Annotated in this window: 20 protein-coding genes, 1 tRNA gene and 1 pseudogene; 5 read left to right on the forward strand and 17 right to left on the reverse strand. The window is 54.7% G+C overall.

The window, feature by feature from the left end:
- The first annotated feature begins 62 nt into the window (after positions 1-62).
- Positions 63-965, forward strand: a complete 903-nt coding sequence (locus tag GRI39_RS05675) for a LysR substrate-binding domain-containing protein (protein WP_160738753.1) — start codon at positions 63-65, stop codon at positions 963-965.
- Between the two features lie 51 nt (positions 966-1,016).
- Here the strand turns inward: GRI39_RS05675 and GRI39_RS05680 are convergent, their stop codons facing one another.
- Together GRI39_RS05680 and GRI39_RS05685 are read right to left on the reverse strand one after the other, a co-directional pair.
- Positions 1,017-1,544 (reverse strand): VOC family protein, encoded by a 528-nt coding sequence (locus tag GRI39_RS05680; protein WP_246204927.1) that lies wholly within the window; start codon positions 1,542-1,544, stop codon positions 1,017-1,019.
- Between the two features lie 115 nt (positions 1,545-1,659).
- Positions 1,660-1,749: transfer RNA gene (locus GRI39_RS05685), tRNA-Ser, on the reverse strand.
- A gap of 218 nt (positions 1,750-1,967) precedes the next feature.
- On the opposite strand from GRI39_RS05685, the gene hspQ reads away from it, so the two are divergent.
- Entirely contained in the window at positions 1,968-2,294 is a 327-nt protein-coding gene (gene hspQ / locus GRI39_RS05690) for a heat shock protein HspQ (protein ID WP_160738754.1), read from the forward strand.
- A gap of 93 nt (positions 2,295-2,387) precedes the next feature.
- Here hspQ and GRI39_RS05695 read toward each other — a convergent pair whose 3' ends face one another.
- Positions 2,388-3,290, reverse strand: a complete 903-nt coding sequence (locus GRI39_RS05695; RefSeq protein WP_160738755.1) for an ABC transporter permease — start codon at positions 3,288-3,290, stop codon at positions 2,388-2,390.
- Between the two features lie 82 nt (positions 3,291-3,372).
- Between GRI39_RS05695 and GRI39_RS05700 the strand changes: the two genes are divergently transcribed.
- A complete protein-coding gene (locus GRI39_RS05700; protein ID WP_160738756.1) occupies positions 3,373-4,068 on the forward strand; it encodes a GcrA family cell cycle regulator in 696 nt (231 codons plus the stop codon).
- Positions 4,069-4,140: 72 nt separating this feature from the next.
- Here GRI39_RS05700 and GRI39_RS05705 read toward each other — a convergent pair whose 3' ends face one another.
- Both GRI39_RS05705 and GRI39_RS05710 read right to left on the reverse strand, forming a co-directional pair.
- Positions 4,141-5,763 (reverse strand): tannase/feruloyl esterase family alpha/beta hydrolase, encoded by a 1,623-nt coding sequence (locus GRI39_RS05705; protein ID WP_211371470.1) that lies wholly within the window; start codon positions 5,761-5,763, stop codon positions 4,141-4,143.
- A 74-nt stretch (positions 5,764-5,837) separates the two neighbouring features.
- Complete coding sequence (locus tag GRI39_RS05710; protein ID WP_160738757.1) at positions 5,838-6,689, reverse strand: SDR family NAD(P)-dependent oxidoreductase; 852 nt, start codon at positions 6,687-6,689, stop codon at positions 5,838-5,840.
- Between the two features lie 88 nt (positions 6,690-6,777).
- On the opposite strand from GRI39_RS05710, the gene GRI39_RS05715 reads away from it, so the two are divergent.
- Both GRI39_RS05715 and GRI39_RS05720 read left to right on the forward strand, forming a co-directional pair.
- The gene (locus GRI39_RS05715) at positions 6,778-7,290 is read left to right on the forward strand and encodes a DUF1993 domain-containing protein (RefSeq protein WP_160738758.1); all 513 of its coding nucleotides are present in this window, start codon (positions 6,778-6,780) and stop codon (positions 7,288-7,290) included.
- A 47-nt stretch (positions 7,291-7,337) separates the two neighbouring features.
- On the forward strand, positions 7,338-8,480 hold the full coding sequence (locus tag GRI39_RS05720; RefSeq protein ID WP_160738759.1) for a DUF481 domain-containing protein: 1,143 nt from the start codon (positions 7,338-7,340) through the stop codon (positions 8,478-8,480).
- On the opposite strand, the gene GRI39_RS05725 is transcribed toward GRI39_RS05720, so the two are convergent.
- The 12 genes and pseudogenes from GRI39_RS05725 to GRI39_RS05780 form a co-directional block, all read right to left on the reverse strand.
- Entirely contained in the window at positions 8,468-9,238 is a 771-nt protein-coding gene (locus GRI39_RS05725; RefSeq protein WP_160738760.1) for a DUF3142 domain-containing protein, read from the reverse strand. The genes GRI39_RS05720 and GRI39_RS05725 overlap by 13 nt on opposite strands.
- Positions 9,195-11,336, reverse strand: a complete 2,142-nt coding sequence (locus GRI39_RS05730) for a PA5441 family protein (RefSeq protein ID WP_484476970.1) — start codon at positions 11,334-11,336, stop codon at positions 9,195-9,197. Before GRI39_RS05730 ends, GRI39_RS05725 begins: the two co-directional genes overlap by 44 nt.
- Positions 11,337-11,497: 161 nt before the next feature.
- Positions 11,498-13,774: a polyribonucleotide nucleotidyltransferase gene (gene pnp / locus GRI39_RS05735; protein ID WP_160738762.1), complete on the reverse strand. Its 2,277-nt coding sequence runs from the start codon at positions 13,772-13,774 to the stop codon at positions 11,498-11,500.
- A 209-nt stretch (positions 13,775-13,983) separates the two neighbouring features.
- Positions 13,984-14,253: a 30S ribosomal protein S15 gene (gene rpsO / locus GRI39_RS05740; RefSeq protein ID WP_160738763.1), complete on the reverse strand. Its 270-nt coding sequence runs from the start codon at positions 14,251-14,253 to the stop codon at positions 13,984-13,986.
- Position 14,254: 1 nt separating this feature from the next.
- The gene (gene truB / locus GRI39_RS05745) at positions 14,255-15,184 is read right to left on the reverse strand and encodes a tRNA pseudouridine(55) synthase TruB (protein ID WP_160738764.1); all 930 of its coding nucleotides are present in this window, start codon (positions 15,182-15,184) and stop codon (positions 14,255-14,257) included.
- A 1-nt stretch (position 15,185) separates the two neighbouring features.
- Positions 15,186-15,872 carry a site-2 protease family protein gene (locus tag GRI39_RS05750; protein WP_160738765.1) on the reverse strand — a complete coding sequence of 229 codons (687 nt, stop codon included), beginning with the start codon at positions 15,870-15,872 and terminating at the stop codon, positions 15,186-15,188.
- Positions 15,873-15,904: 32 nt separating this feature from the next.
- On the reverse strand, positions 15,905-16,444 hold the full coding sequence (locus tag GRI39_RS05755; RefSeq protein ID WP_160738766.1) for a GNAT family N-acetyltransferase: 540 nt from the start codon (positions 16,442-16,444) through the stop codon (positions 15,905-15,907).
- Positions 16,437-17,014, reverse strand: a pseudogene (locus tag GRI39_RS05760) (thymidine kinase). Before GRI39_RS05760 ends, GRI39_RS05755 begins: the two are co-directional and overlap by 8 nt.
- Positions 17,015-17,022: 8 nt before the next feature.
- Positions 17,023-17,421 carry a 30S ribosome-binding factor RbfA gene (gene rbfA / locus GRI39_RS05765; RefSeq protein WP_160738768.1) on the reverse strand — a complete coding sequence of 133 codons (399 nt, stop codon included), beginning with the start codon at positions 17,419-17,421 and terminating at the stop codon, positions 17,023-17,025.
- 123 nt (positions 17,422-17,544) lie between these two features.
- Complete coding sequence (locus GRI39_RS05770) at positions 17,545-18,081, reverse strand: DUF1697 domain-containing protein (protein WP_160738769.1); 537 nt, start codon at positions 18,079-18,081, stop codon at positions 17,545-17,547.
- Positions 18,082-18,156: 75 nt separating this feature from the next.
- On the reverse strand, positions 18,157-20,931 hold the full coding sequence (infB, locus tag GRI39_RS05775) for a translation initiation factor IF-2 (protein WP_160738770.1): 2,775 nt from the start codon (positions 20,929-20,931) through the stop codon (positions 18,157-18,159).
- A 55-nt stretch (positions 20,932-20,986) separates the two neighbouring features.
- Entirely contained in the window at positions 20,987-21,610 is a 624-nt protein-coding gene (locus tag GRI39_RS05780; RefSeq protein WP_343033299.1) for a DUF448 domain-containing protein, read from the reverse strand.
- Positions 21,611-21,630 lie beyond the last annotated feature (20 nt).

The following is a 21,630-nucleotide window of genomic DNA, read 5'->3' on the forward strand; positions in this document are numbered from 1 at the left end:
GATCTAACGTGTTATTCTTGTCATTCCAATCGTGAAACCTGATTGATTGGAATGTGCCGGACATGACGCTTGAGCAACTTCGTATCTTCATCGCCGTGGCAGAGCGCGAGCATATGACTGCGGCGGCAAAGGCCATAAACGTTACTCAATCAGCAGCCTCTGCCGCGATTGCAGCGCTAGAAGAACGTCACGGGGTCAAACTGTTTCACCGCGTCGGGCGCGGTATTACCCTTACAGAAGCAGGCCAGGCATTCCTGATCGAAGCCCGCAATGTGGTGGCACGAGCCACCACGGCGGAACGTCTCCTCAGTGAATTTGGCAATTTGTCCCGTGGGACGCTCAAACTGGCAGTCAGCCAGACCATCGCGGCCTATTGGCTCCCCCGCATCCTTGCTCAATATCGTGTGCGCTATCAAGGGATCGAAATCGAACTCACCATAGCAAACACTCAACAAGCTGCGGCACGAGTGCGCGATGGAGAGGCAGATCTGGGGATCGTTGAAGGTGTGGTTGATGATCCGGTGCTCGCCAGTTGGCGCGTCGGAGATGACCAATTGCTGATTGTTCAGGCAGAACCATTTGCTGGCACAGCAGTCAGCACTGAATGGATCAGGTCGGCACATTGGGTCATGCGTGAAAAAGGATCAGGCACGCGCTCGACATTGAATGCCGCGCTAAGGCGGATCGGTATTGATCCCCAGGAACTCAATGTAACGCTTGAACTTCCCTCGAACGAAAGCGTGCGTTCTGCAGTCGAAGCGGGTGCAGGAGTGGCTGCACTGTCCGCACTGGTCACCGCACCAGCCATCCAACTGGGCACCTTGCACGCCCTGCCCCTAGATTTGGAAAACCGCGCATTTCACGCTTTGCGTCACAAAGAGCGGTATCGCAGCAAAGCCGCAGATGCCCTCCTGGACATTATCGCAGAACAACAGCCAAGTGACGTGGGAAAAGGCCTGTCATAACCAAATAACCGGATATGCCTATAATTTGCAGCGAATGACAGCTTTGAGGCCTTAGTTGCCTGTTCCGCTCAGGTCAGGACAAGCATACTCGATCAGATCCCAACGATTCCCCCACGGATCCTTCCAGACGACGACACGCCCGTAAGGTTCATCACGCGGTGGCGTTTCGAACTCAACGTTTGCGGCCTTAAGCCGCTCGTAGTCACTTGCGAAATCTTCGGTTTCCAGAAAAAGCCAGACACGTCCACCGCCCTGCTCTCCGATAGACCTGGACTGTCGATCTTCGGCAGCGCGAGCGAGCAAAATCTCGGTTTGTGCGCCCGGGGGTGCGATCCGCACCCATCTTTTTCCGTTTCCAAGATCGGTATCCTCACGACACTCAAAACCAATGCTCAGGAAGAAATCGAGCGCTATGTCGTAATCCGGGATCAGCAATGAAAAATGGGAGATGCGGACGGGCATAAATGGGCTCACGACAAGATGATGAAGGAACAATCTTAAAGCACAGTTTTGCTTGGCTTGCATCGTTCCGAAATTTTGGATGACCGCTTCGTCCCGCACAGCAGACATTTGCAGCATCGGCTGTCTGTGCCTGCTATGCTTTGGTAGCGACAATACCGGCAGATACAGCCATTACCTCAGTGTGCGGTGCTCAACAGCTCACAGGCTATTTTCGGCGGTAATCGGTGGTGAATGGCGGAGAGGGTGGGATTCGAACCCACGGTACCCGTGAAGGCACAACGGTTTTCGAGACCGTCCCGTTCGACCACTCCGGCACCTCTCCGCTCAAGGGTGCGGGACGCTTATTGCGTTCCGGTCTGCTGGAGCGGGCGGTTAGCTCAAGCGAATGCTATTGCCAAGCCCCTGATTCACTTTTGCACCAAAAAGCGTGCCTGCGCGAACATACGGAACTTGTTTCAATACGCGATCTGCCTATATTTTACCCATATGGATCGCGCACATTATTATTCGCATCAGGCTGGACGGCGCTTGGAAGCCCCGTTGAACAGCAAAGCTCGCTTCGGAATTGGCGAAGTCGTTCGGCACAAGCAGTTCGACTTTCGCGGCGTTGTTTTTGACGTGGACCCGGTCTTCGCCAATAGCGAGGAATGGTATGAATCCATTCCAAGTGAAATGCGCCCGAAGCGTGAACAGCCCTTCTATCACCTTCTCGCAGAGAATGATGAAGCCTCTTATGTGGCCTATGTCAGCCAGCAAAACCTCGAAGCAGACAGTGAAGGTGGGCCGATAGAACACCCCAATGTCGCTGAATTGTTCGATGAATTCAGGGATGGCCGCTATCGGTTGCGGAGACGTTTGACCCATTGATAATGATTGCACCCGCTGCAGCCGGATAACAAAAGGGCGGCCCTTCGATCATGAGGGGCCGCCCTTTGTTTTGCATCAATGCAGTGAGCTTAGTCAGCTTTTCAATTTCCAACCGCTCTTCAGAAGACGGTAGCAGACCGTGCCCAGAACAAGGTTGAGCACAAACACACCCAATGCAGCCCCCATCACCGCATGGTTCGTATTGCCAATATCGCTTTCACCCAGAAAACCGAACCGAAAGCCCGAGATCATATAAAAGAATGGGTTGAAGCGGCTGATCGTCTGAAAAAGTGGTGACAGATTATCGATCACGTAAAAAGTGCCGGAGAGCAAAGACAACGGCGCGACAATGAAATTGGTGACCGCAGCATTATGGTCAAACTTCTCTGCCCACATGCTAGCAATCAAGCCCATCATCGCCAGCATCGCAGAGCCCATCAGGCCAAACCATATGATCGCCCAGGGATGCGCTGCCATCAAGGTTACATCAGGCCACAGGAACATGGCAAAGGCCACAGCGCCGCCCACCATCACAGCACGGGTCATCGCTGCCGAGACAATGCCGATCATCAATTCCGCTTCACTGAGCGGTGGCATCAGGAGATCGATAATGGTGCCCTGAATTTTGCCCGCGAGCAGTGAAAAGCTCGAATTGGCGAAAGAATTCTGCATCATTCCCATCATGATGAGGCCCGGCGCAACAAAAGTTGCAAAGGGCACACCAAGAATTTCCCGGGTGCCACGCCCCATGGCAACGGTAAAAATCACTAAAAACAGCAAAGTTGTGACCGCAGGAGCCCATATTGTCTGGGTCTGCACCTTGAGAAATCGCCGAACCTCCTTCATATAGAGAGTCCAGAGCCCCACCCGATTGAAACCGGTAATCAGGGGCTGCCCTTTGGGCGGAAACCTGCGCTCGGTATTTTCAGCTTCAGCAGTAAAATCGCTGGAGGTTACCGTTTCGCTGGTGAGAGATGTATGCGCTTGATCGGCCATGAATGTCCGACTAATCGCATGGCCTCTCGCTGGCAAGCATTGGTGCGGCCCGCCTGTTGAATTTGAGGTATATGGACGTTTCATGAGCTGGACCGAAGAACGCATCGAAACGCTGCGAAAATTATGGGAAGGTGGCTCCACCGCCAGCCAGATCGCTGAAGAGCTTGGCGGTGTTTCGCGTAATGCGGTGATTGGCAAGGCACATCGCCTTGGCCTGAAATCGCGCCCTTCACCCGTCAAATCTGGCGAAAAGAAGGATGGTGCCAAGAAAGCTGCAAAAACAGCGAAGCCGGCTGAAAAACCCAAACCCAAGGAAAAGCCCACTGCGCCCAAGGTTGAAGCACGCCCTGCCCCCGCGCCAGCCCCCAGGCAGGCGCCACCGCCCGTGCAGGCAAGACCTGAAGTTGCGGCTCCGGAAAAGGCACCGCCTGCTGGCAATTCGCCAAAAATCGTTTCCGTCGGCCCCGGTGGCTTCCTGCGTCAAGGCCCCGGTGATCAACAGCCGCCGATCCCGCCCGCTCCGCCACGCCGCCTGGTTCCCGCCAAGCCGAGCCCCGAAATTGCTGATAAGACGAGCCTGCTCGATCTGAATGATCGCGTTTGTCGTTGGCCGATGGGCCACCCCGGTGAACCCGATTTTCACTTCTGTGGTGAAAAGGTGAACCCCGGCTTCCCTTACTGTGTTGAACATTGCGGACGGGCTTATCAGGCACAACTTCCGCGTGGTGCACGCCGTGCACCGCCACCGCTGCCTTTTGGTGGCCCGCGCGTCCGCTAAGATTAAATCTTAAAAGAAAACCCGGCAAAGCGAAGGCCTTGCCGGGTTTTCTTTGTGAGACGCAATGGCAGCTCAGCCTTTGCAATTATAACTGGATGTCTTCTTGGGATCACCCTTGCCATCGTAGGTCGATACTGAAGGGTAAGGACATAGTTTGCGTTGTGCGCCATTCAGCCCGCGCCCTGTGGCGGTAACAGACTGCGGCGCCTTCCCCTCCTCCACCCATGCGACCAATGGTGTCAGCATATCGAATGTGTCAGGCGTGAGATCACCGCCTTGGCAATGCCCCATGCCCGGGACCAGAAACAAGCGATCAAACCCCAATGCCTTGTCCTGCCCACCAGATGCCTTGGCAAGCTGCTCCCACCAATTCACCGTATCGAAGGCCGAAAACCAAGGGTCTGCCAGACCGTGGAACATCATCATCTTGCTGCCACGGCCGGCAAAGCTGTTGAGGTTGGTAAAGTTGTAGCTGTCCATCAACCTTCCGCCCTGATCCTTATCCGCTACTGCCAGCAGGGCATTGCCATCAAAGATCAAGCTCTGGCTTGGTGGTCCAAGGGGAGTAGGTTTGGTGCTGGGCAGAAAGCCGGGCAACCCACCGACGGATTCACCAAACAAGGCCGGGTCGAACGGGAAGGAAGCATAGATGGGCGCCCCCGTTGACGTCTTCGGCCCGGCAAAAGCAACCCTGATCGCATCGACTTGCGGCTGTTGCAGGCAGCCCGGGTCTTTATCACCTGGCTTGCACAGTAAGGGTGATGGATCGAAGTGACATTGGGTTCCGGCAAAGACCATCCCGTCTTTTAAACCATCACGCGCATCACATTGCGCCAGCACTTCATTTTGCAGCGCTTTACGCTGAGTGGGCGAGAAAAGCTGGCCAACCTGACCGATGCCGAGCGACATTTTTTCTGCCGCTTGGTTGAAAGCAACCTGTGCGTTGAGCAGTGCCAGATTGCTGTGGCCAGTCCGCATGGCGGGCGCGCCAACAACAATACCGTCATAGTCAAAAGCAAACCGCTGGGCAGAAACCATACCTTCGCGCCCGCCAGTGGAACAGCCGACGAAATAGGAATGGTCAGGCCTGCGCCCATAATGGCTCGCGATCACCTCTTTGGCCGTTTCCGTCACCCTGCCCACGGCATTATAAGCAAAGTCGAGCATCGCCTGCTGATTTTGGGTGAAAGCGAAGTCAAACACTTCGCCCTTATGGCCACTATCAGTAGATGCGACGGCAAAGCCACGCGCTAAAGCGGGCGTGTCGCCCGTAGCCTGAGTGCCCAGTGGTGGACGGACAGTGCCATTCAAACCGCCGCCGCCTTGAAAAAGGAAACGGCCATTCCAGTTTGCGGGCAAGGCAACAGCAAAGCGAATGCCATATTCCACCCCGTCTGGCCCGGTTCGGTGATTGATAACGCCCTCAACCTTGCAATAGGCCGGGATTGCCACAAGGTTTCTTTCACCCGACATAGGGTTGAGAACCAGTGAACCAGCAGGTGCAGGGGCAATTTCCTGCGTCGAAGTAATGTGAAGATCACCACGTGCATTTTTGAACTGCTGAAGCGCAGCACATGCCCCTGCCTGTTCAGCCGCATCGTTTCTCTGCGCCATCGCCTTTTGCTGCACAGATACCGGCAGCATGGTCACTGTCATCGCCGCACCGGCCAGCAGAAGCATATTTCTCTTCAACATCCCCTTCCCCCTATTTTCTTCAGATGCGTTATGTATCATCGCTCATGGTGCAAAGGCATCGAGCAAGCTGTCACTCAACCAAAGTCGACCTTTTCAATCCGGTCAGGCGTGGCATCCAGAACTGCTTCTGACCTCGCCCGCTGGGCGCCTTTGAACATCCCATGTGTCACGATATAAGGCTGATTGGCGAGAATTCCGTCCGCGACAAGGTTGCCGACTTCCTTCGGGTCCATCCAACCATCCCCCAGCTGCCGCTGAGACAGTTTTTCCTCGCTTGCGCTAAATCCGCTGCCTTCGCGCAAATTGGCCGGCCGGTTATCCTGGCATTCGTGGATGCGGGATTGAACAGGTCCGGGCAATAACACGGACACGCCAATATTCTTTTCACCCAATTCACCACGGACCGATTCACAAAAATGGCAGACAGCCGCTTTGCTCGCGCCGTAAATCGCCAGATGCGCTGGCATCACCACTTCGGCAGCGAGAGAGGAGGTTGAGAGGATATGGCCACCCCGTCCATGCGCCATCATCTGCGGCATGAATTCTACAAACCCGTTTATGACGCCGCCAATATTGACGCCAAAACCGAAATCATAATCTGCATAGGTCGCTTCGAGAATAGGCCCCTCCAACCCCACACCTGCATTATTGATAAGGATATCAATTCCGCCAAAATCATCCTGCATCTTCTGCGCAGCCTTGCGGTAATTTTCTCGATTGGTGACATCGAGTTGAAGCGCCGAAACCGTGTTGGCCCGGCCTTCTCCATGAAATTCTGCCAAAGCATCATCAATATGATCCTGACGCAAATCCGCCAGCACAACCTGTGCTCCACGCTCCACCAGAACTTTAGCAATTCCCAACCCGATTCCGCTTGCTCCGCCTGTGATAAAGGCTGTTTTTCCAGCGAAACTATTGATCGGCATCCTCATCTCCATCTTTGACTTTGTCTACATTTGGCAGAGCCTATCATATACGTCTATACCGCTTTGAAGTCCTCACGGAGAAATCAGCATGCCGCTTTCACTTCACACAGCCCTTGTTCCAACCTGGCTACAGATCCTCGGGTCATGCAACAATCTGATTGATAAAGCAGAAGCCTTCGATTGCGACGATAAGGAGCTTCTCTCCACCTGCCTGGCCGAGGATATGCTTCCGCTCGCTTACCAGCTCAAAAGTTGCGCGGTGCATAGCCTTGGGGCGATTGAAGGAGTCCGCAAAGGCGTATTTTCGCCGGATATGAATGAACCTCCGGCAAATTTTTCGGACATGCGCAATCTGCTGAACAATGCGATCACAAAATTGGAGCAAGTGGAAGAAAGCGAACTTGAAAGCTATATTGGCCAGCCCATGCGCTTCGAAATGGGTGAGTTCAAACTGCACTTCCTTGCCGAGAACTTTCTTCTCAGTTTCAGCCAGCCGAACTTCTTCTTCCACGCCACAACAGCTTACGACATCCTGCGGATGAAAGGCGTACCAGTGGGTAAGCGCGATTTCCTCGGTGCAGTACAAATTGTAACCAGTTGATCGCAAGGGAATTGCTCAGCGCGCCGGGCTGTTATAGCGGAAATTCTATGTCAGGATTTCAATTTTCGATCAGTTCGGCCGCTCGGCTGGGCCTGTTTCTGGGGGCAGCCGCCACTCAGCCCGCCTGGGCGCAGGATATTCCACCTGCTACGGAGCAATTGCCAGAGGATGCTCAGGCTCAGGAAAACGTGCAGGAAAGCCCATTTGATCGAGCCTTTGCCCCTGATGCTGAAGCTGACGCAGAAGAAGATCTTGGTCCTCCGCCTGTCCTCTATATTCGCAATTTGAGGCCACAGCCGCCGATCCTGGTGGAAGTACCTCCACCACCCCCTGTTCTGCCACCATCGGTCAAGCGGATGCTCGACGCGGCGATTGCGGATGGTGACAAGGCCAAAGTGGCTGCGGTCGTGTCTATGGCCAAGAACACCAATCCCGATTTCAAAAAGCAAATCGACGATATGGAAGATGCTTTTCTGGCAGAAAAAGCGCAGATCGCGCGTGAAGAACAGCGCCGGAAAGAAAACCAGATCCGCGCCGCTGGGCTGTTCCAGATGTGGACGGGCAAGGTCGAAGCAGGCGCTTTGAGAGAAACCGGCAATACCCGTTCGTTAGGTATCACAACCGGCGTCACACTGAACCGCACAGGGCTGCAATGGGTGCACAAGGTGCGCGGGCTTTATGATTACCAAAAGACCAATGGCGTCACCACGCGTGAACAATATCTGCTAAGCTATGAGCCGCAGTGGAACATCAATCAGGATCTGTTCTTCCTCTACGGCCTGTCCAAATTCGAGAGTGACCGTTTCCAAGGTTATGATGAGAGATATTCGCTCTCGGGTGGTTTGGGTTATCGCCTGATCAATACCGATCGCGTGAAGCTTAATATTCAAAGTGGTCCGGCCTGGCGGAAAGTCAATTTCACCGATGGGACGCATGAGATGAAGATCAATGGCCTGGCCGCAGTTGATCTGAACTGGAAACTGAACAACAGCGTCAAGCTGATTCAGAACGCCGATGCCTATGTGCAGTCTGGCAATAGCACGCTCAGTTCAACCACCTCACTGGAAGCAACGCTGATTGGCAATCTGGCGGCCAAGGCTTCCTATGCGGTCGAATATAATTCTGAACCAATCAACAAGACCTTCAAAACCGATACGATTACCCGTTTCACGCTGGTCTATAGCTTTTGAGGCAGTAGAAAAATAACATACCCCAGAAATTGAGCATTACTCTCTAAATTTGCAGGCTCCTGCCACTCCCCGCCCTCCACCAGAGCGAGGCGAAACGGCACATCGAGCCTGCTAAGCTTTTCACGGTAATCGGTATAATCGGGCACCGTCACCCTGCCCTGATAGGTTTGAATCACCACTTCATCGACGCTGGCTGAAACCCTGCGTAGACCGTCTGGCCCATCGCCCGAACTCCAGTCCATCAGGCCGGTGACAGAGAGCTTGTAGCGTTTTGGTAAACGCTGGCGCAAACGCTTCAGAAATTCAGCATAATCACCAAGTTTGAGAGTAGCAGCGTCAAAATCGATCTGAAGCCCCGCCAGATGATTACCCGCAGCTTCCCAGCTCTGCATCTGATTGAACAATTGCTGATAGGTGCTTTCTTTCCAATCAAGACGCTCCGCCCTGATCGTCAGCCAGAGAATGACATTATCTTCACCTTGGGTCTGCGGTGTCGCCCGCAAGGGGACAATGTGCGACGCATCATCCTTGCGCAGTTCCCCCGCCAGCAGATAAACGCTTTTTGCCTGATCCAGAACTTTGGGTGGTTTCACCCCCGCCCAGAGAAAGAAGCTGTCATAATGGGTCGGGTCGACCGTCTGTACTGGCGCGATTGGCTGCGAATGGCAGCTCAGCAGCAAACATGCTGGAAGAGCAAACAGACCGCGCCAGAGCTTACCAATAATATTTGAGCTCCCGTGCCCAGACCGTATTGCCATATTCACCCTTCAAGCGCTCGAACCATGCCTTGCGCGTGCTTTCTGGCACATCCTTACCACCGCAGGAATTGTAACCACTGCGGGCATAGCACCAGATCCCGCGATAGAGCGCATAAGCGCGTTCATCACGCGTGGCGTTACGATCTGCAATCACCGAAGAATAAATATCGCCCCGGATCGCTTGCCTGTTCGCCGCATAGCCCGGAACGAAGCCTCCCAATTCCCCAGCCAAAGGCTCCTCACCAAAAGAGAAATGATCAAAACCATTAAGCCGGTAGAACTCCCCAAGGCATAATTTTGCAGAGATATTCCTGCTATTCCCCGCCAAGGTGCTAATTGTTTGGATCAAACCTGGGCAATTCCAGCCATTATTGGATGTTTCACCATCAACAAGCACGCTTAAGGGTGCATCAGGCGCATAAATGCTTTCATACAATGTAAACTCGCCATCTTTGGCAAGGTCATTGGGCATCATTTTGTAATCTTGCAGAAAGGCATCGTAGGCACCAACGGCCAGATCTTTGTAGAGCAATGTCCAAAGGGCGAAATGGTGCTCTACCCGATTGGCGTCTTTTGCGCTCGCCTGCTGGCGGAGCAATTCTGCAGAGGCAGAATAAGTGAGCAGACGCCGCCGCACCATGGCATCGGTAATCGGTGAGGCATCAGCAAACACTTGGCTTACCGCGCCCTTCTTCTCGTAATAGAGCGCCAGCCCTAATTCCACCGTGGGGCGCTGATAAAGACCCTGAGCCCGCCCCAGCATCCCTTTCCAGAACTGCTCTGTCCCAGATGCGCCCATTTCATTCATCGCCATGCCGCGCAATATCTGACGGCTAAAATCGAGCGGTGTGAACGCCGCCGTCGCAGTGTCTATCGGAATGCGTTGCAGAACATTTGCATAGTTCTTGCCGATATAAAATTCATGTGAGGCTAGCAGATAGTCAAACAGTTCCGGTTGCTTGGCAAAGATCGGCTTTTGCTGTTCAATCTGCTCCAGGGTTAAAGGCGGGGCAGCAGAATATTCAGCATTGCGCATCTGATAGAGATCGCGCGCCGCCAAAAGCATCGGGTCTTTGATGGCATTCTGTGCATTGTCATCGAGCAGCAATTTGTTGTCGATTTCGTTAATCAGATTAACGGTGGAAACGTCCATAGCACCTTTGGCAAACATCTGCTGATAGGTTTGTGCCAGTTCAGACTGTTTCCCACCCAGCCAATAGGCACGGCTCATCAAGCCTTCCGCTGATGCTGCATAAGTGCCTTGCGGATAGCGGCTGAGATAGTTTGCAAGGGCCTGTTCGCCGCGTTCTGCTGCTGCGTGATCGGTCTTATCGGTCCCCTGGAAATAGCCCCATTTATCAAATGCAGGTGCAAGAGCGGCTCCCAGCTCCGTCCGTGCGACCATGTAATTGGCTGTTTCGCGTAACCACGGATCGCTTGTGTCCGTCAGCGATTGAAACGCATCAAGCGCCTTACCCCATTCGCCTGAATAAAAGCCCGCAGCGCCGGTGAGATAAGATAGAAACGCCTTCCCCGTCTTGCTCTTCACATCCACCAGTGAGGGAGCAAAGTTAGGCGTAGGGTTTACATCTGCATTGCTTTCCCAGGTGGTGCGGCTGCCAGCACAGACACTTTCCATACCCAACCGGGCGGCAGAAAGTGTCTGCCGTTCACTTTCACCAAGCGATGAATTGGCAGCAAGCGCACGCTGGAACGCCGCAGCCCCAGCGGAGAAACTGGCACAGCGCGTCCCATAATAGGGAATCTCCATCATATCGCTGTAACTCAGTGATGGTGCAGCGATGTGATATGCGCTTTGCAGATCATCCCATGTGAAGAAATTATGGCCGAAATGGCTCCAGTGATCCTCCGCAGGGTAGGAAGCATTGGGAACAGTCCCGCCAATCATCTGCTGCTTCAAAAGGAGCAGATTGACCCTTGTGTCATTCCCCGGAGACAGGGTGATCTGGCTGCTACAGGACAAATCAGCAAGGGCCAGCGACCAATTGGGCGAGCAGGTACTATCTGCACAGGCAAAGGCTGGTGCGGTTGTCAAAAATGCACTGGCAGCTACGCCAAAAATCGCTTTGCCCCGCACCAATCCCTCCCACATTCATGAAATTATGGAGAGCATTTGTCGCAGGGATTGCGCGAAATACAAGTGCCATTGATGGCTCTTTTACGGCCCCCATAGAGAAAGGCTGCAGAAGCACGGAGCCCCTGCAGCCTTTCCATTATTCCGTTACTGGAAAGAGTAGCTTAATCGTCATCTTTCAGGAAAGCAGGCATGTGGTCAGGGTTGCCCCCTTCCTTTGCCGGGCCATTATCGTCGCTCCGCGGGCCACGATTACGGTCACGACCGCCACCGCCACCACGACGTGGGCCACGACGGTCACCGCCGCGATCGCCGCGTGGTTCACGCGCAGGACGCGTGTCTTCGAGTTCTTCACCCGTTTCCTGGTCAACAACGCGCATGGACAGACGGACCTTGCCACGGTTGTCGATTTCGAGAACCTTGACCTTCACTTCCTGACCTTCAGACACGACATCGGTTGGCTTTTCAACGCGTTCGTTCTTCATTTCAGACACATGGACGAGACCGTCCTTACCGCCCATGAAGTTCACAAATGCACCGAAATCAACGATGTTGACGACCTTGCCGTTGTAGATCTTGCCAACTTCGGCTTCTTCCACAATGCCTTCGATCCACTTCTTGGCGGCTTCAATCTGAGCCACGTCGGAAGAGCTGATCTTGATGACACCTTCATCATCGATATCAACCTTAGCGCCGGTTTCTGCGACGATTTCGCGGATAACCTTGCCGCCGGTGCCGATAACATCACGGATCTTCGACTTGTCGATCTGGATGGTCTCGATGCGCGGTGCATGCGCCGAAAGCTCGTTACGGGCAGACCCCAGAGCCTTGGTCATTTCACCCAGGATATGCGCACGGCCTTCCTTCGCCTGAGCGAGGGCCTTGCCCATGATTTCCTGCGTGATGCCGGCAACCTTGATGTCCATCTGCATCGTGGTGATGCCAGCTTCGGTACCAGCAACTTTGAAATCCATGTCGCCAAGGTGATCTTCGTCGCCGAGAATGTCGCTGAGAACAGCAAATTCGTCGCCTTCGAGGATCAGGCCCATCGCAATACCCGAAACCGGGCGTTCGATTGGCACGCCAGCATCCATCATGGACAGGCAGCCACCGCAAACCGTTGCCATCGAAGACGAACCGTTGGATTCGGTGATGTCAGACAGAATACGGATCGTGTAAGGAAAATCTTCGCGTGAAGGCAGCACAGGGTGCAGCGCACGCCATGCAAGCTTACCGTGGCCGATTTCACGACGGCCAGGAGCGCCAAAGCGGCCCACTTCACCAACCGAATAGGGTGGGAAGTTATAGTGCAGCATGAAGTTTGAATATGTCAGGCCATCGAGGCCGTCGATCATCTGCTCTGCTTCCTTGGTGCCGAGCGTGGTGGTGCAGATTGCCTGCGTTTCACCGCGCGTGAACAGCGCCGAACCATGCGTGCGTGGCAGGAAGCCGACCATCGCTTCAATCGGACGCACTTCATTGACCTTACGGCCATCGATCCGTGCGCCGTCCTTGAGGATCGCCGTGCGGACGATTTCAGCTTCCAGCTTCTTGCCGAGCTTGCCAGCCGTCATCTGGGTCTGACCGTCTGCATCAGCGTAGTGCGTCTTGATCTTAGCACGCACTTCATTGAGCGCGGAAGAACGAGCCGACTTGTCAGTTAGCTTGTAGGCAGCAGCAATATCATTGCCGACCAGACCACGAATTTCTTCCTTCATCGCTGCCTTGTCATCAGACAGGTCGATTTCCCAAGGTTCCTTGGCGGACTGCTCAGCCAGCTTGATGATCGCATCAATAACCTTGCGGTTTTCTTCATGCGCGAACATGACAGCGCCGAGCATGTCTTCTTCCGAAAGCTCCTTGGCTTCGGATTCAACCATCATCACAGCGTCATGCGTTGCGGCAACGACGAGGTCGAGGCGACCTTCAGCAACTTCCGCCATTGACGGGTTAAGCTGATATTCGCCATCCTTCATGCCAACGCGGCAACCAGCGATCGGGCCCATGAAAGGCACACCCGAAATGGTCAACGCAGCAGAAGCAGCGATCATCGCAACAACATCAGCTTCGGTTTCACCGTCATAAGACAGGACTTGGCAGATTACGTTGATTTCGTTGTAGAAACCTTCAGGGAACAGCGGGCGGACCGGACGATCAATCAGGCGGCTGGTCAGTGTTTCTTTTTCAGTCGCACCGCGTTCGCGCTTGAAGAAGCCACCGGGGATACGGCCAGCGGCAGAGAATTTTTCCTGATAGTGGACAGTCAGGGGGAAGAAATCCTGCCCTTCCTTCACACTCTTGGCAGCAGTGACTGCGCACAGCACCACAGTTTCGCCATATGTGGCGAGGACCGCGCCGTCAGCCTGACGAGCAATACGGCCAGTTTCCAAAGTGAGGGTTTTGCCGCCCCACTCCATCGATACGGTTTTCGTGTCGAACATATATTTCCTTCGTGAACCCGCGCTGCCCTATTGCAATGCGGGGCCTACATTATCCGGGTAAGCCGTCCCGGGCCGGTGTGGGGTTTTGATACACCCCGAGGCAGCATCACCGAATGTGACGCCCTTACCTCTTTATTGTGTCTGGATCACGACAAGCAACCCAGACCCATATAGCAAAACGGCTCCCCAAGGGGGAGCCGTAAGCTGTCTTACTTACGAAGACCCAGTTTCTGGATCAGCGCATTGTACCGCTCAACATCTTTCTTCTTGAGATATGCGAGCAGATTACGACGCTTGTTGACCATCATGAGAAGGCCGCGACGCGAATGGTTGTCCTTGTGGTTTTCCTTGAAGTGCTCGGTGAGGTTGCGAATACGCTCTGTGAGGATCGCTACCTGAACTTCAGGAGAGCCTGTGTCGCCTTCGGCACGAGCGTGGTCCTGAATGACTTCCTGTTTCTTTTCGGGTGTTACCGACATTTCATGACTCCGCGACATCCTGTAGATTAAAGCCCCTGACCACTTTTGCAGTCCCCGCGTCCAGCTCCATCAGCGCGATTGGCACAGTGCCATGTCGCGCCCAATAAAGCCCATCAGGTTCAGGGCATCCGGATAAGACACGGCCCTGCTGGACCGCTACTGTCGCTTCCGGATCGAGATCGAGAGCCGGGATGTCGTCCAGCCCCACCTCAAGCGGCAGAATTATGTCTTCGAGACGCGCGCCCTTACCTATTTCGTTCAATTTGTCCAGCGAAATCGCTTGAACTTCACTAAAAGGGCCTGCTTTCAAGCGGCGCAGCATGGTCACATGGCCTACGCTTTCCAGCGCATGCGCTATATCCCGTGCCAGAGAACGTATATAGGTGCCCTTGGAAACATTTGCCACCAAGGTCACACTTTGAAGGCTTGTCCCTTCGCTTGGCTCGTGCCCGCGAATCTCCAGCGCATGGATTATCACCGCACGTTTCTTCAGCACGACTTCTTCTCCGGCCCGGGCCAGATCATAAGCGCGCTTGCCGTCCACTTTCAAAGCCGAGAATGCGGGCGGGACCTGTTCAATCGCGCCGGTAAAGCGCGGCAGAACCGCTTCCAATGCAGCCAGCATTGGCCGCACATCGCTGCGTTCAACCACTTCACCCTCAGCATCGAGAGTACTGGTTTGGGTGCCGAACTCCACCGTAAACGCGTAAATTTTGCTCGCATCGAGCATCCGTCCACAAAGCTTGGTCGCTTCACCCACCGCAATCGGCAGCACGCCTTCAGCCAGCGGATCAAGCGTTCCACCATGGCCGACCTTGTTCTTCTTGCCATACCCCGCTTCACGCAAGTTACGCTTCACGGCGCTAACGGCCTGCGTTGACCCCAGCCCTACAGGCTTGTCGAGAATGATCCATCCATGCGGCTGCTTCATGTCAGGCTCCTGCTACCCATAGAGCGAGGCCCATATAATGCTCCTGCAGCCATGCGACAGGCGGCATCACGACGTTCTCCACAATCCTCGCATTGGGGAAGAAATAGGGGACCACCAGCAACAGGATGAACACAAGCGGGAAGCCGAAGGGCCGTAATTTTGCATAGACCTGCGCGGCTTTGCGAGGCAACAAACCTTCCACGATGTGCGATCCATCAAACGGCGGGATAGGCAGTAAATTGAACAGTGCCAGGAAGATGTTGATGAGCAGGAAATACTGTAACACCATTACGATGTAGAGGCTCGCGCCGACAGGTGGCTGGCTCAGCGTATGGAAGAAGAGTCCAAGAAGCACAGCACCCACTGCCGCCAGAAACAGATTAGACAACGGCCCTGCCGCCGCCACGGCAATCATACCAAAACGCGGATTGCTCAAACGGCTCTGCCGCACAGGCACAGGCTTGGCCCAGCCAAACACTGGCGCGCCCGAGAGAGCCAGTAAACCTGGCACCAGCAGGGTTCCCATAGGGTCAACATGGCGCAGCGGGTTAAGTGTCAGGCGGCGTTGCTCTTTCGCTGTGGGGTCACCCAATACAAGCGCAGTCCAGCCATGGGAGACTTCGTGGAAAACGATAGCGAAAACCAGTGCTGGAATAAGCGCCAGCGCTTGAAGGAGAGTGTCAGACATGATGCCTTAGATGGTGGCTCGGTAAAAGAATGTCAGCCCTGCCACTCTTCCTTTAATATAGCAAAGATTGCCGTGTCGCGCAGATAGCCGGTCCAGGTGATGCGGTTCTGGCGCAATACGCCTTCCGCCTGTGCCCCTGCCTTTTGCACCGCCGCCATGCTGCGGACGTTTCGTGTATCCACGCGAAATTCGATCCGGTTAAAGCCGCAAGCGAAAGCATGGTTTATCATCAGCCGCTTCATCACGGCATTAAAGCCAGTGGCGCGCACTTTTGGGGCAATGAATGTTCCGCCAATTTCAAGGCTTCGGTTGGCCCGGTCGGGGCGAATGAAGTTGGTCATGCCGACCACATCCCCCGTTCCACTATCCAGCACAGCAAAATTCACCCAATCCTGTGCCTGCCGAATAGCGGCAATGTTCCGGTCAAAATCAGAGCCCATCATATTAGTCGGATAGATCTGCCAGATCTCTTCATCCTGGGCACATACAGTGCGGATATGTTCAATATGCGCATCCACCATAGGTTTAAGTTGGACAGGCGCTGCTTCCAGCAGGCAGTTTAAATCATCCATTGAGAGCCTCCGTGAAATGGCGGCGGCATAGTGCGACATAGCGGCCATTGCCTCCGATTTCAGTTTGCACACCGGCTTTCACAGCACCGCCATCATCATCGACCCTGAGATTCATGATCGCCTTGCGCCCGCAATGACAGACAGCTTTCAGCTCAATCAGTGCATCAGCAATGCCGAGCAATATCGCGGAGCCGGAGAAAAGCTCGCCCTGAAAGTCTGTTCTGAGCCCGTAGCACAGCACCGGAATGCCACCTTCGTCAACAAGCCGTGCGCATTGCCAGACCTGTTCTTTCGATAGAAACTGCGCTTTATCAATCAACACACAAGACAGGGGCTGCACGTGGTGAGCGGCCATTACGACCTCCCACATATGCGTTTGACCATCAAAGCGATGTGCATCAGCTTCCAGCCCGATCCGGCTTGCGATTGGCTTTCCTTGGGATCTAGCATCCAATGCGGCGGTCCACAGCATAGTGGCCATGCCGCGTTCACGATAGTTGAAGTCCGCCTGCAGAAGCATGGTTGATTTGCCGGCATTAATGCTGGCATAGTAAAATAGAGCTTGGCCATCCGCCAGGCTATTCTTCCTCGCTCTTCAGGTCGCGCGCCACCAGTGGATCATTCAGCAATTGTTCGATCCGATTGGCTTCATCGAAACTGTCATCTACCAGAAAGCGCAGCTTCGCCGCATATTTAAGCTTGAGTGCATTGGCGACTTCGCGCTGAAAATAAGCGGTGTTCTGCTGAAGAGCGGTCAAAACAGCGTCCTCATCCTCGCCCAGCAATGGCTTCACAAAGACCTTTGCAATTCGCATGTCCGATGACATCCGTACTTCTGTCACCGAAACATTATGCGCGCTGATGGTTTCATCATGAACTTGCCCGCGCATGAGAATTTCAGACAGCACATGGCGCACACGCTCCCCCACTTTAAGCAGGCGAACATTCTGTTCTTCGTTACTATGCGAGCGAGCCATCATTCAATCCATCTGTATCAACCAAGCCAGCCCAAGATTACGGGCCAGCTGAACGCATTTCACTAGCATAATTTCACCGCACAAAAAGTGCGAGACTTCATGCAATATTGTACAATTGACCCTTCAGGCAGGCATCTTTTCCAGGACGCGCCTCAAAGAACGAATGTTGCGGGCCGTGTTGCGCGTATCAAGCCGCCGTTCGATAAATGGCCCGGTAAGCCGGCTACGGCCCACTCCTTCGACATAATCGACAAATAGCGCCTTCTTGCCCAGTGCCAGCCGTTCCGGTCCGCGCCCCTGATAGGTTTCGACCATCGCATCGAACTGGTCCTGCGAAGGCTGCATTTCCAACAGATGCGTATGCACTTTCTTCTCATCGCCATCGGCCGCGAACGGGTTTTCTTCAATCGCCGCAACCAATTGCTCGCGCGTAAGGACCAGCGCCAGCACATCGAGATCGAAATATTCCTGCATCACGTAAGCGAGCTTGTCGTTCAACCCTTCAACGGGGCGCTCTTCATGCGTGAACAGCACATTGCCGCTGGCAACCACCGTTTCGACATTTTCGCAATCTTCACGCTCCATCGCCTCGCGTAGATCGACCATCTTCAGACGATTTCCACCGACATTAATACTGCCGAGAAAGGCGATATATTGCATGCTGTTATGCTCCTTGCCCACATGCAAACGGGCCGGAAAATTCCCGGCCCGTTCGTGTTCAATTTGCCAGACGCATCAAAGCGTCCGTTCGCGTTCTTCAACTTCGAAGACTTCGAGTACATCACCAGCCTTGATGTCGTTCGTATCTTCCAGAACCACACCGCATTCGAGACCTGCGCGAACTTCAGGAACATCATCCTTGAAGCGGCGCAGCGACGCGATGGTGGTTGCCGAAACGATGACATCCTCGCGGGTAAGACGTGCGAACAGGCCTTTGCGGATAGAGCCTTCGACGACCAGCAGACCAGCTGCCTTGTCCTTCTTGCCCGCCGGGAACACCTGCTTGACCTCTGCACGGCCAACCACATGTTCGATCCGCTCGGGACCGAGTTCACCAGCCATTTCCTTCGCAATCTCTTCGGTCAGGTGATAGATGACGTCATAATACATCATCCGCACCTTTTCCTTCTCAAGCTGCTGACGCGCCTTCGAGTTTGGACGGACATGGAAGCCGATGATCGGTGCGTTGCTGGAAGCTGCCAGTGTCACATCGCTTTCCGTGATCGCGCCAACACCGGAATGCAGCACGCGAACCTTGATGAGATCGTTGGACAGGTTGTTCAACGAGGCCACAATCGCTTCGACCGAGCCCTGCACATCACCCTTCACCAGAACCGGGAATTCGATGGTGCTGCTCTTCAGGTTGGAGAACATCGCATCAAAATTGGCAGGTGTTGCGGCCGTACGCTGGGCATGAGCCTTTTCGCTACGATACTCGGACACTTCACGGGCACGCTGCTCGTTTTCAACAACGCTCAGCTGATCGCCTGCATTAGGAACGCCACTCAGGCCAAGGACTTCCACCGGCAAGGAAGGCCCAGCTTCCTTAACCTGCTTGCCCTTGTCGTCAATCATCGCACGAACACGGCCACTTTGAGTGCCAACAACCAGAACGTCGCCACGCTTCAGTGTGCCACGCGTAATCAGAACAGTCGCCACCGGACCACGGCCCTTATCGAGCTGCGCTTCGATCACGGTTCCTTCAGCAGCACGATCCGGACGCGCCTTCAGCTCAAGAAGCTCTGCCTGAAGCATGATCTTTTCGATCAGATCTTCCAGACCAGCGCCCGTCTTGGCGGAGACTTCAACGTCCTGCACATCACCGGACATCTCTTCCACGACAACTTCATGTTCCAGCAAACGTTCGCGAACCTTCTGCGGATTAGCTTCCGGCTTATCGCATTTGTTGATCGCCACGATCATCGGAACACCAGCGGCCTTCGTGTGATTAATCGCCTCAATCGTCTGCGGCATGATGCCATCATCAGCAGCCACCACCAGAATGACAATATCGGTCACATTGGCACCACGGGCGCGCATCTGGGTGAAGGCTTCATGGCCCGGAGTATCAAGGAAGGTGAGCTTTTGCTTATCCTTCGTCGTGATCTGATACGCACCGATATGCTGCGTAATCCCGCCGCTTTCACCGCGCACCACATCGGTGCCGCGAAGAGCATCGAGCAGCGAGGTTTTACCATGGTCGACATGGCCCATGATAGTGACCACAGGCGGACGTGGCTTCAACGTTTCTTCCGGATCGACATCATCGCTGGTATCGATATCGACGTCGCTTTCAGAAACGCGCTGAATATTGTGGCCGAATTCTTCAACCAGCAATTCTGCCGTGTCCTGATCGATCGTCTGGTTGACAGTGACCATCATGCCAAGGTTGAACAGCGCCTTCACAAGGTCAGCGCCCTTCTCAGCCATACGGTTGGCGAGTTCCTGAACCGTGATGGCTTCTGGCACGATCACATCGCGCGCCTGTTTTTCACGCTGGCGTGAACGGTTATTACTACCGCCTTGCGCCCGGCGTTCTTTTTCACGCGCACGCTTCAGCGCTGCGAGTGAACGTGCGCGTGCACCTTCATCGTCATTCAGCGCACGATTAACGGTCAACTTACCGCCGCGACGGCGATCATTGCGTTCGGCACGGGCAGGCGCAGCAGGCTTGCCAGCAGCGTCTTTCTTCTTGTCGGCCTTTTCAGGCTTCTTAGGTTCGGGACGCTGAACCGGCGTAAAGCGGCGTGGCGCAGGTGCTGACGAACCGGCATCGGAATTGCCTTCCCCAGCTGCTTCAGCAGGCGCAGCTTTGGCAGCTTCAGCAGTCTTCTTGGCAGACGCAGCGGGCTTTTTGGCAGCAGGCTTAGCCGCTTCTTCAGCAGCAGCCTTCTTGGCAGCTTCAGCTTCTTCGGCAGCCTTTTTAGCGGCTTCACGTTCAGCTTTCCGGTTTTCCTCTGCGCGACGCTTTTCTTCCTCAAGGCGACGCTGACGCTCTTCTTCGTCACGGCGGCCTGCCGCTTCCATCGCGGCCAAACGCGCTTCTTCTGCTTCACGCAGAAGGCGTTCCTGCATTTCCTTACGGCTTTCAGCCGAAATAGGACGCTTAGGCCGTGCAGCCTGTGCCTGACGCGGAGCAGGCTTACGAGCCGGAGCAGGCTTCGCTGCTGGTGTGGGTGCAGGAGCAGGCTTGGCAGCTGGCGCTGGCTCTGCTGTCGGCGCAGGCGTAGGTGCCGGAGCAGGCTTGGCAACGGGTTCTTCAGGTGCCTTGGCAGCCGGAGCCGGGGCGGGAGTTTCGTTAGCAGGAGAAGCTGTCGGCGTTGGCGCAGGCGCTTCTTCCTGAGTGGGAGTAGCGCCGGGTTTCGTCAGCTTACGACGACGCTTCACCTCGACCGCCACCTTGTTGGTCCGGCCGTGGCTAAAGGTCTGCTTGACCTCTCCTGCATCGACCGAGCGCTTCAGCCCAAGAGGCTTGCGGTCGCGTGTCGGTGTGGTTTCATTGTCGCTCATACGCCTCGTATTACCCTTCGTATTCTCAATTCGTCGTCGCGGATTGCGGTGCGGACTAATCCAGCACACGATCTCCGTCAGCATCGGAAGCGGCCGGAACGGCAGCTTTGTAAATTTGCAAACGCCTTAACGGAATCGCTATCCGCTTGGCCGAAGAACGGTCATTCAACGCCAGATGGACGACATTATCGCGGCCCAATGCCACAGACAGTGCCGCTCGGTCTAGTGGAAGACGCGTGCCACGCAATTTGGAACCTTCCACATCCTGACCAACGCGCCAGGCCTGATCCAGTTTTCGTGTTCCATCTTCACTTGCGTCACTGGCATGAAACAGCGCAGCAACGCGCCCTGTTCTCGCCTGTTCAGCAATACGGTCAGACCCCAAGATAAGGCGCCCGGCGCGCATTTCGAGCCCTAATCGCTGAAGAAATGCATTATCCAGCGCTTTTTCCAGCAAGTCTGGCAAATCATCCGGAATCTGTATGCCGCCCGTTTTGAAGGCACGCGAAAAGGCTGCACGAAGCTTTCCGCTCTCAAGCGATTCGGCAAGCTCTGCCTTGCTGACATGAATCCAGGCACCGCGCCCTGGGGCACGAGCCAATGCATCCGGCAACACGCAATGATCGGGCGAAAGTGCGAGTCGGATGGATTCATCGCGGCTCACAGCCCGGCCCGACACAATGCACCGCCTCTCGGGCG

The organism is Altericroceibacterium indicum (assembly GCF_009828105.1).
In the GTDB taxonomy this organism is placed as follows: Bacteria; Pseudomonadota; Alphaproteobacteria; order Sphingomonadales; family Sphingomonadaceae; genus Altericroceibacterium; species Altericroceibacterium indicum.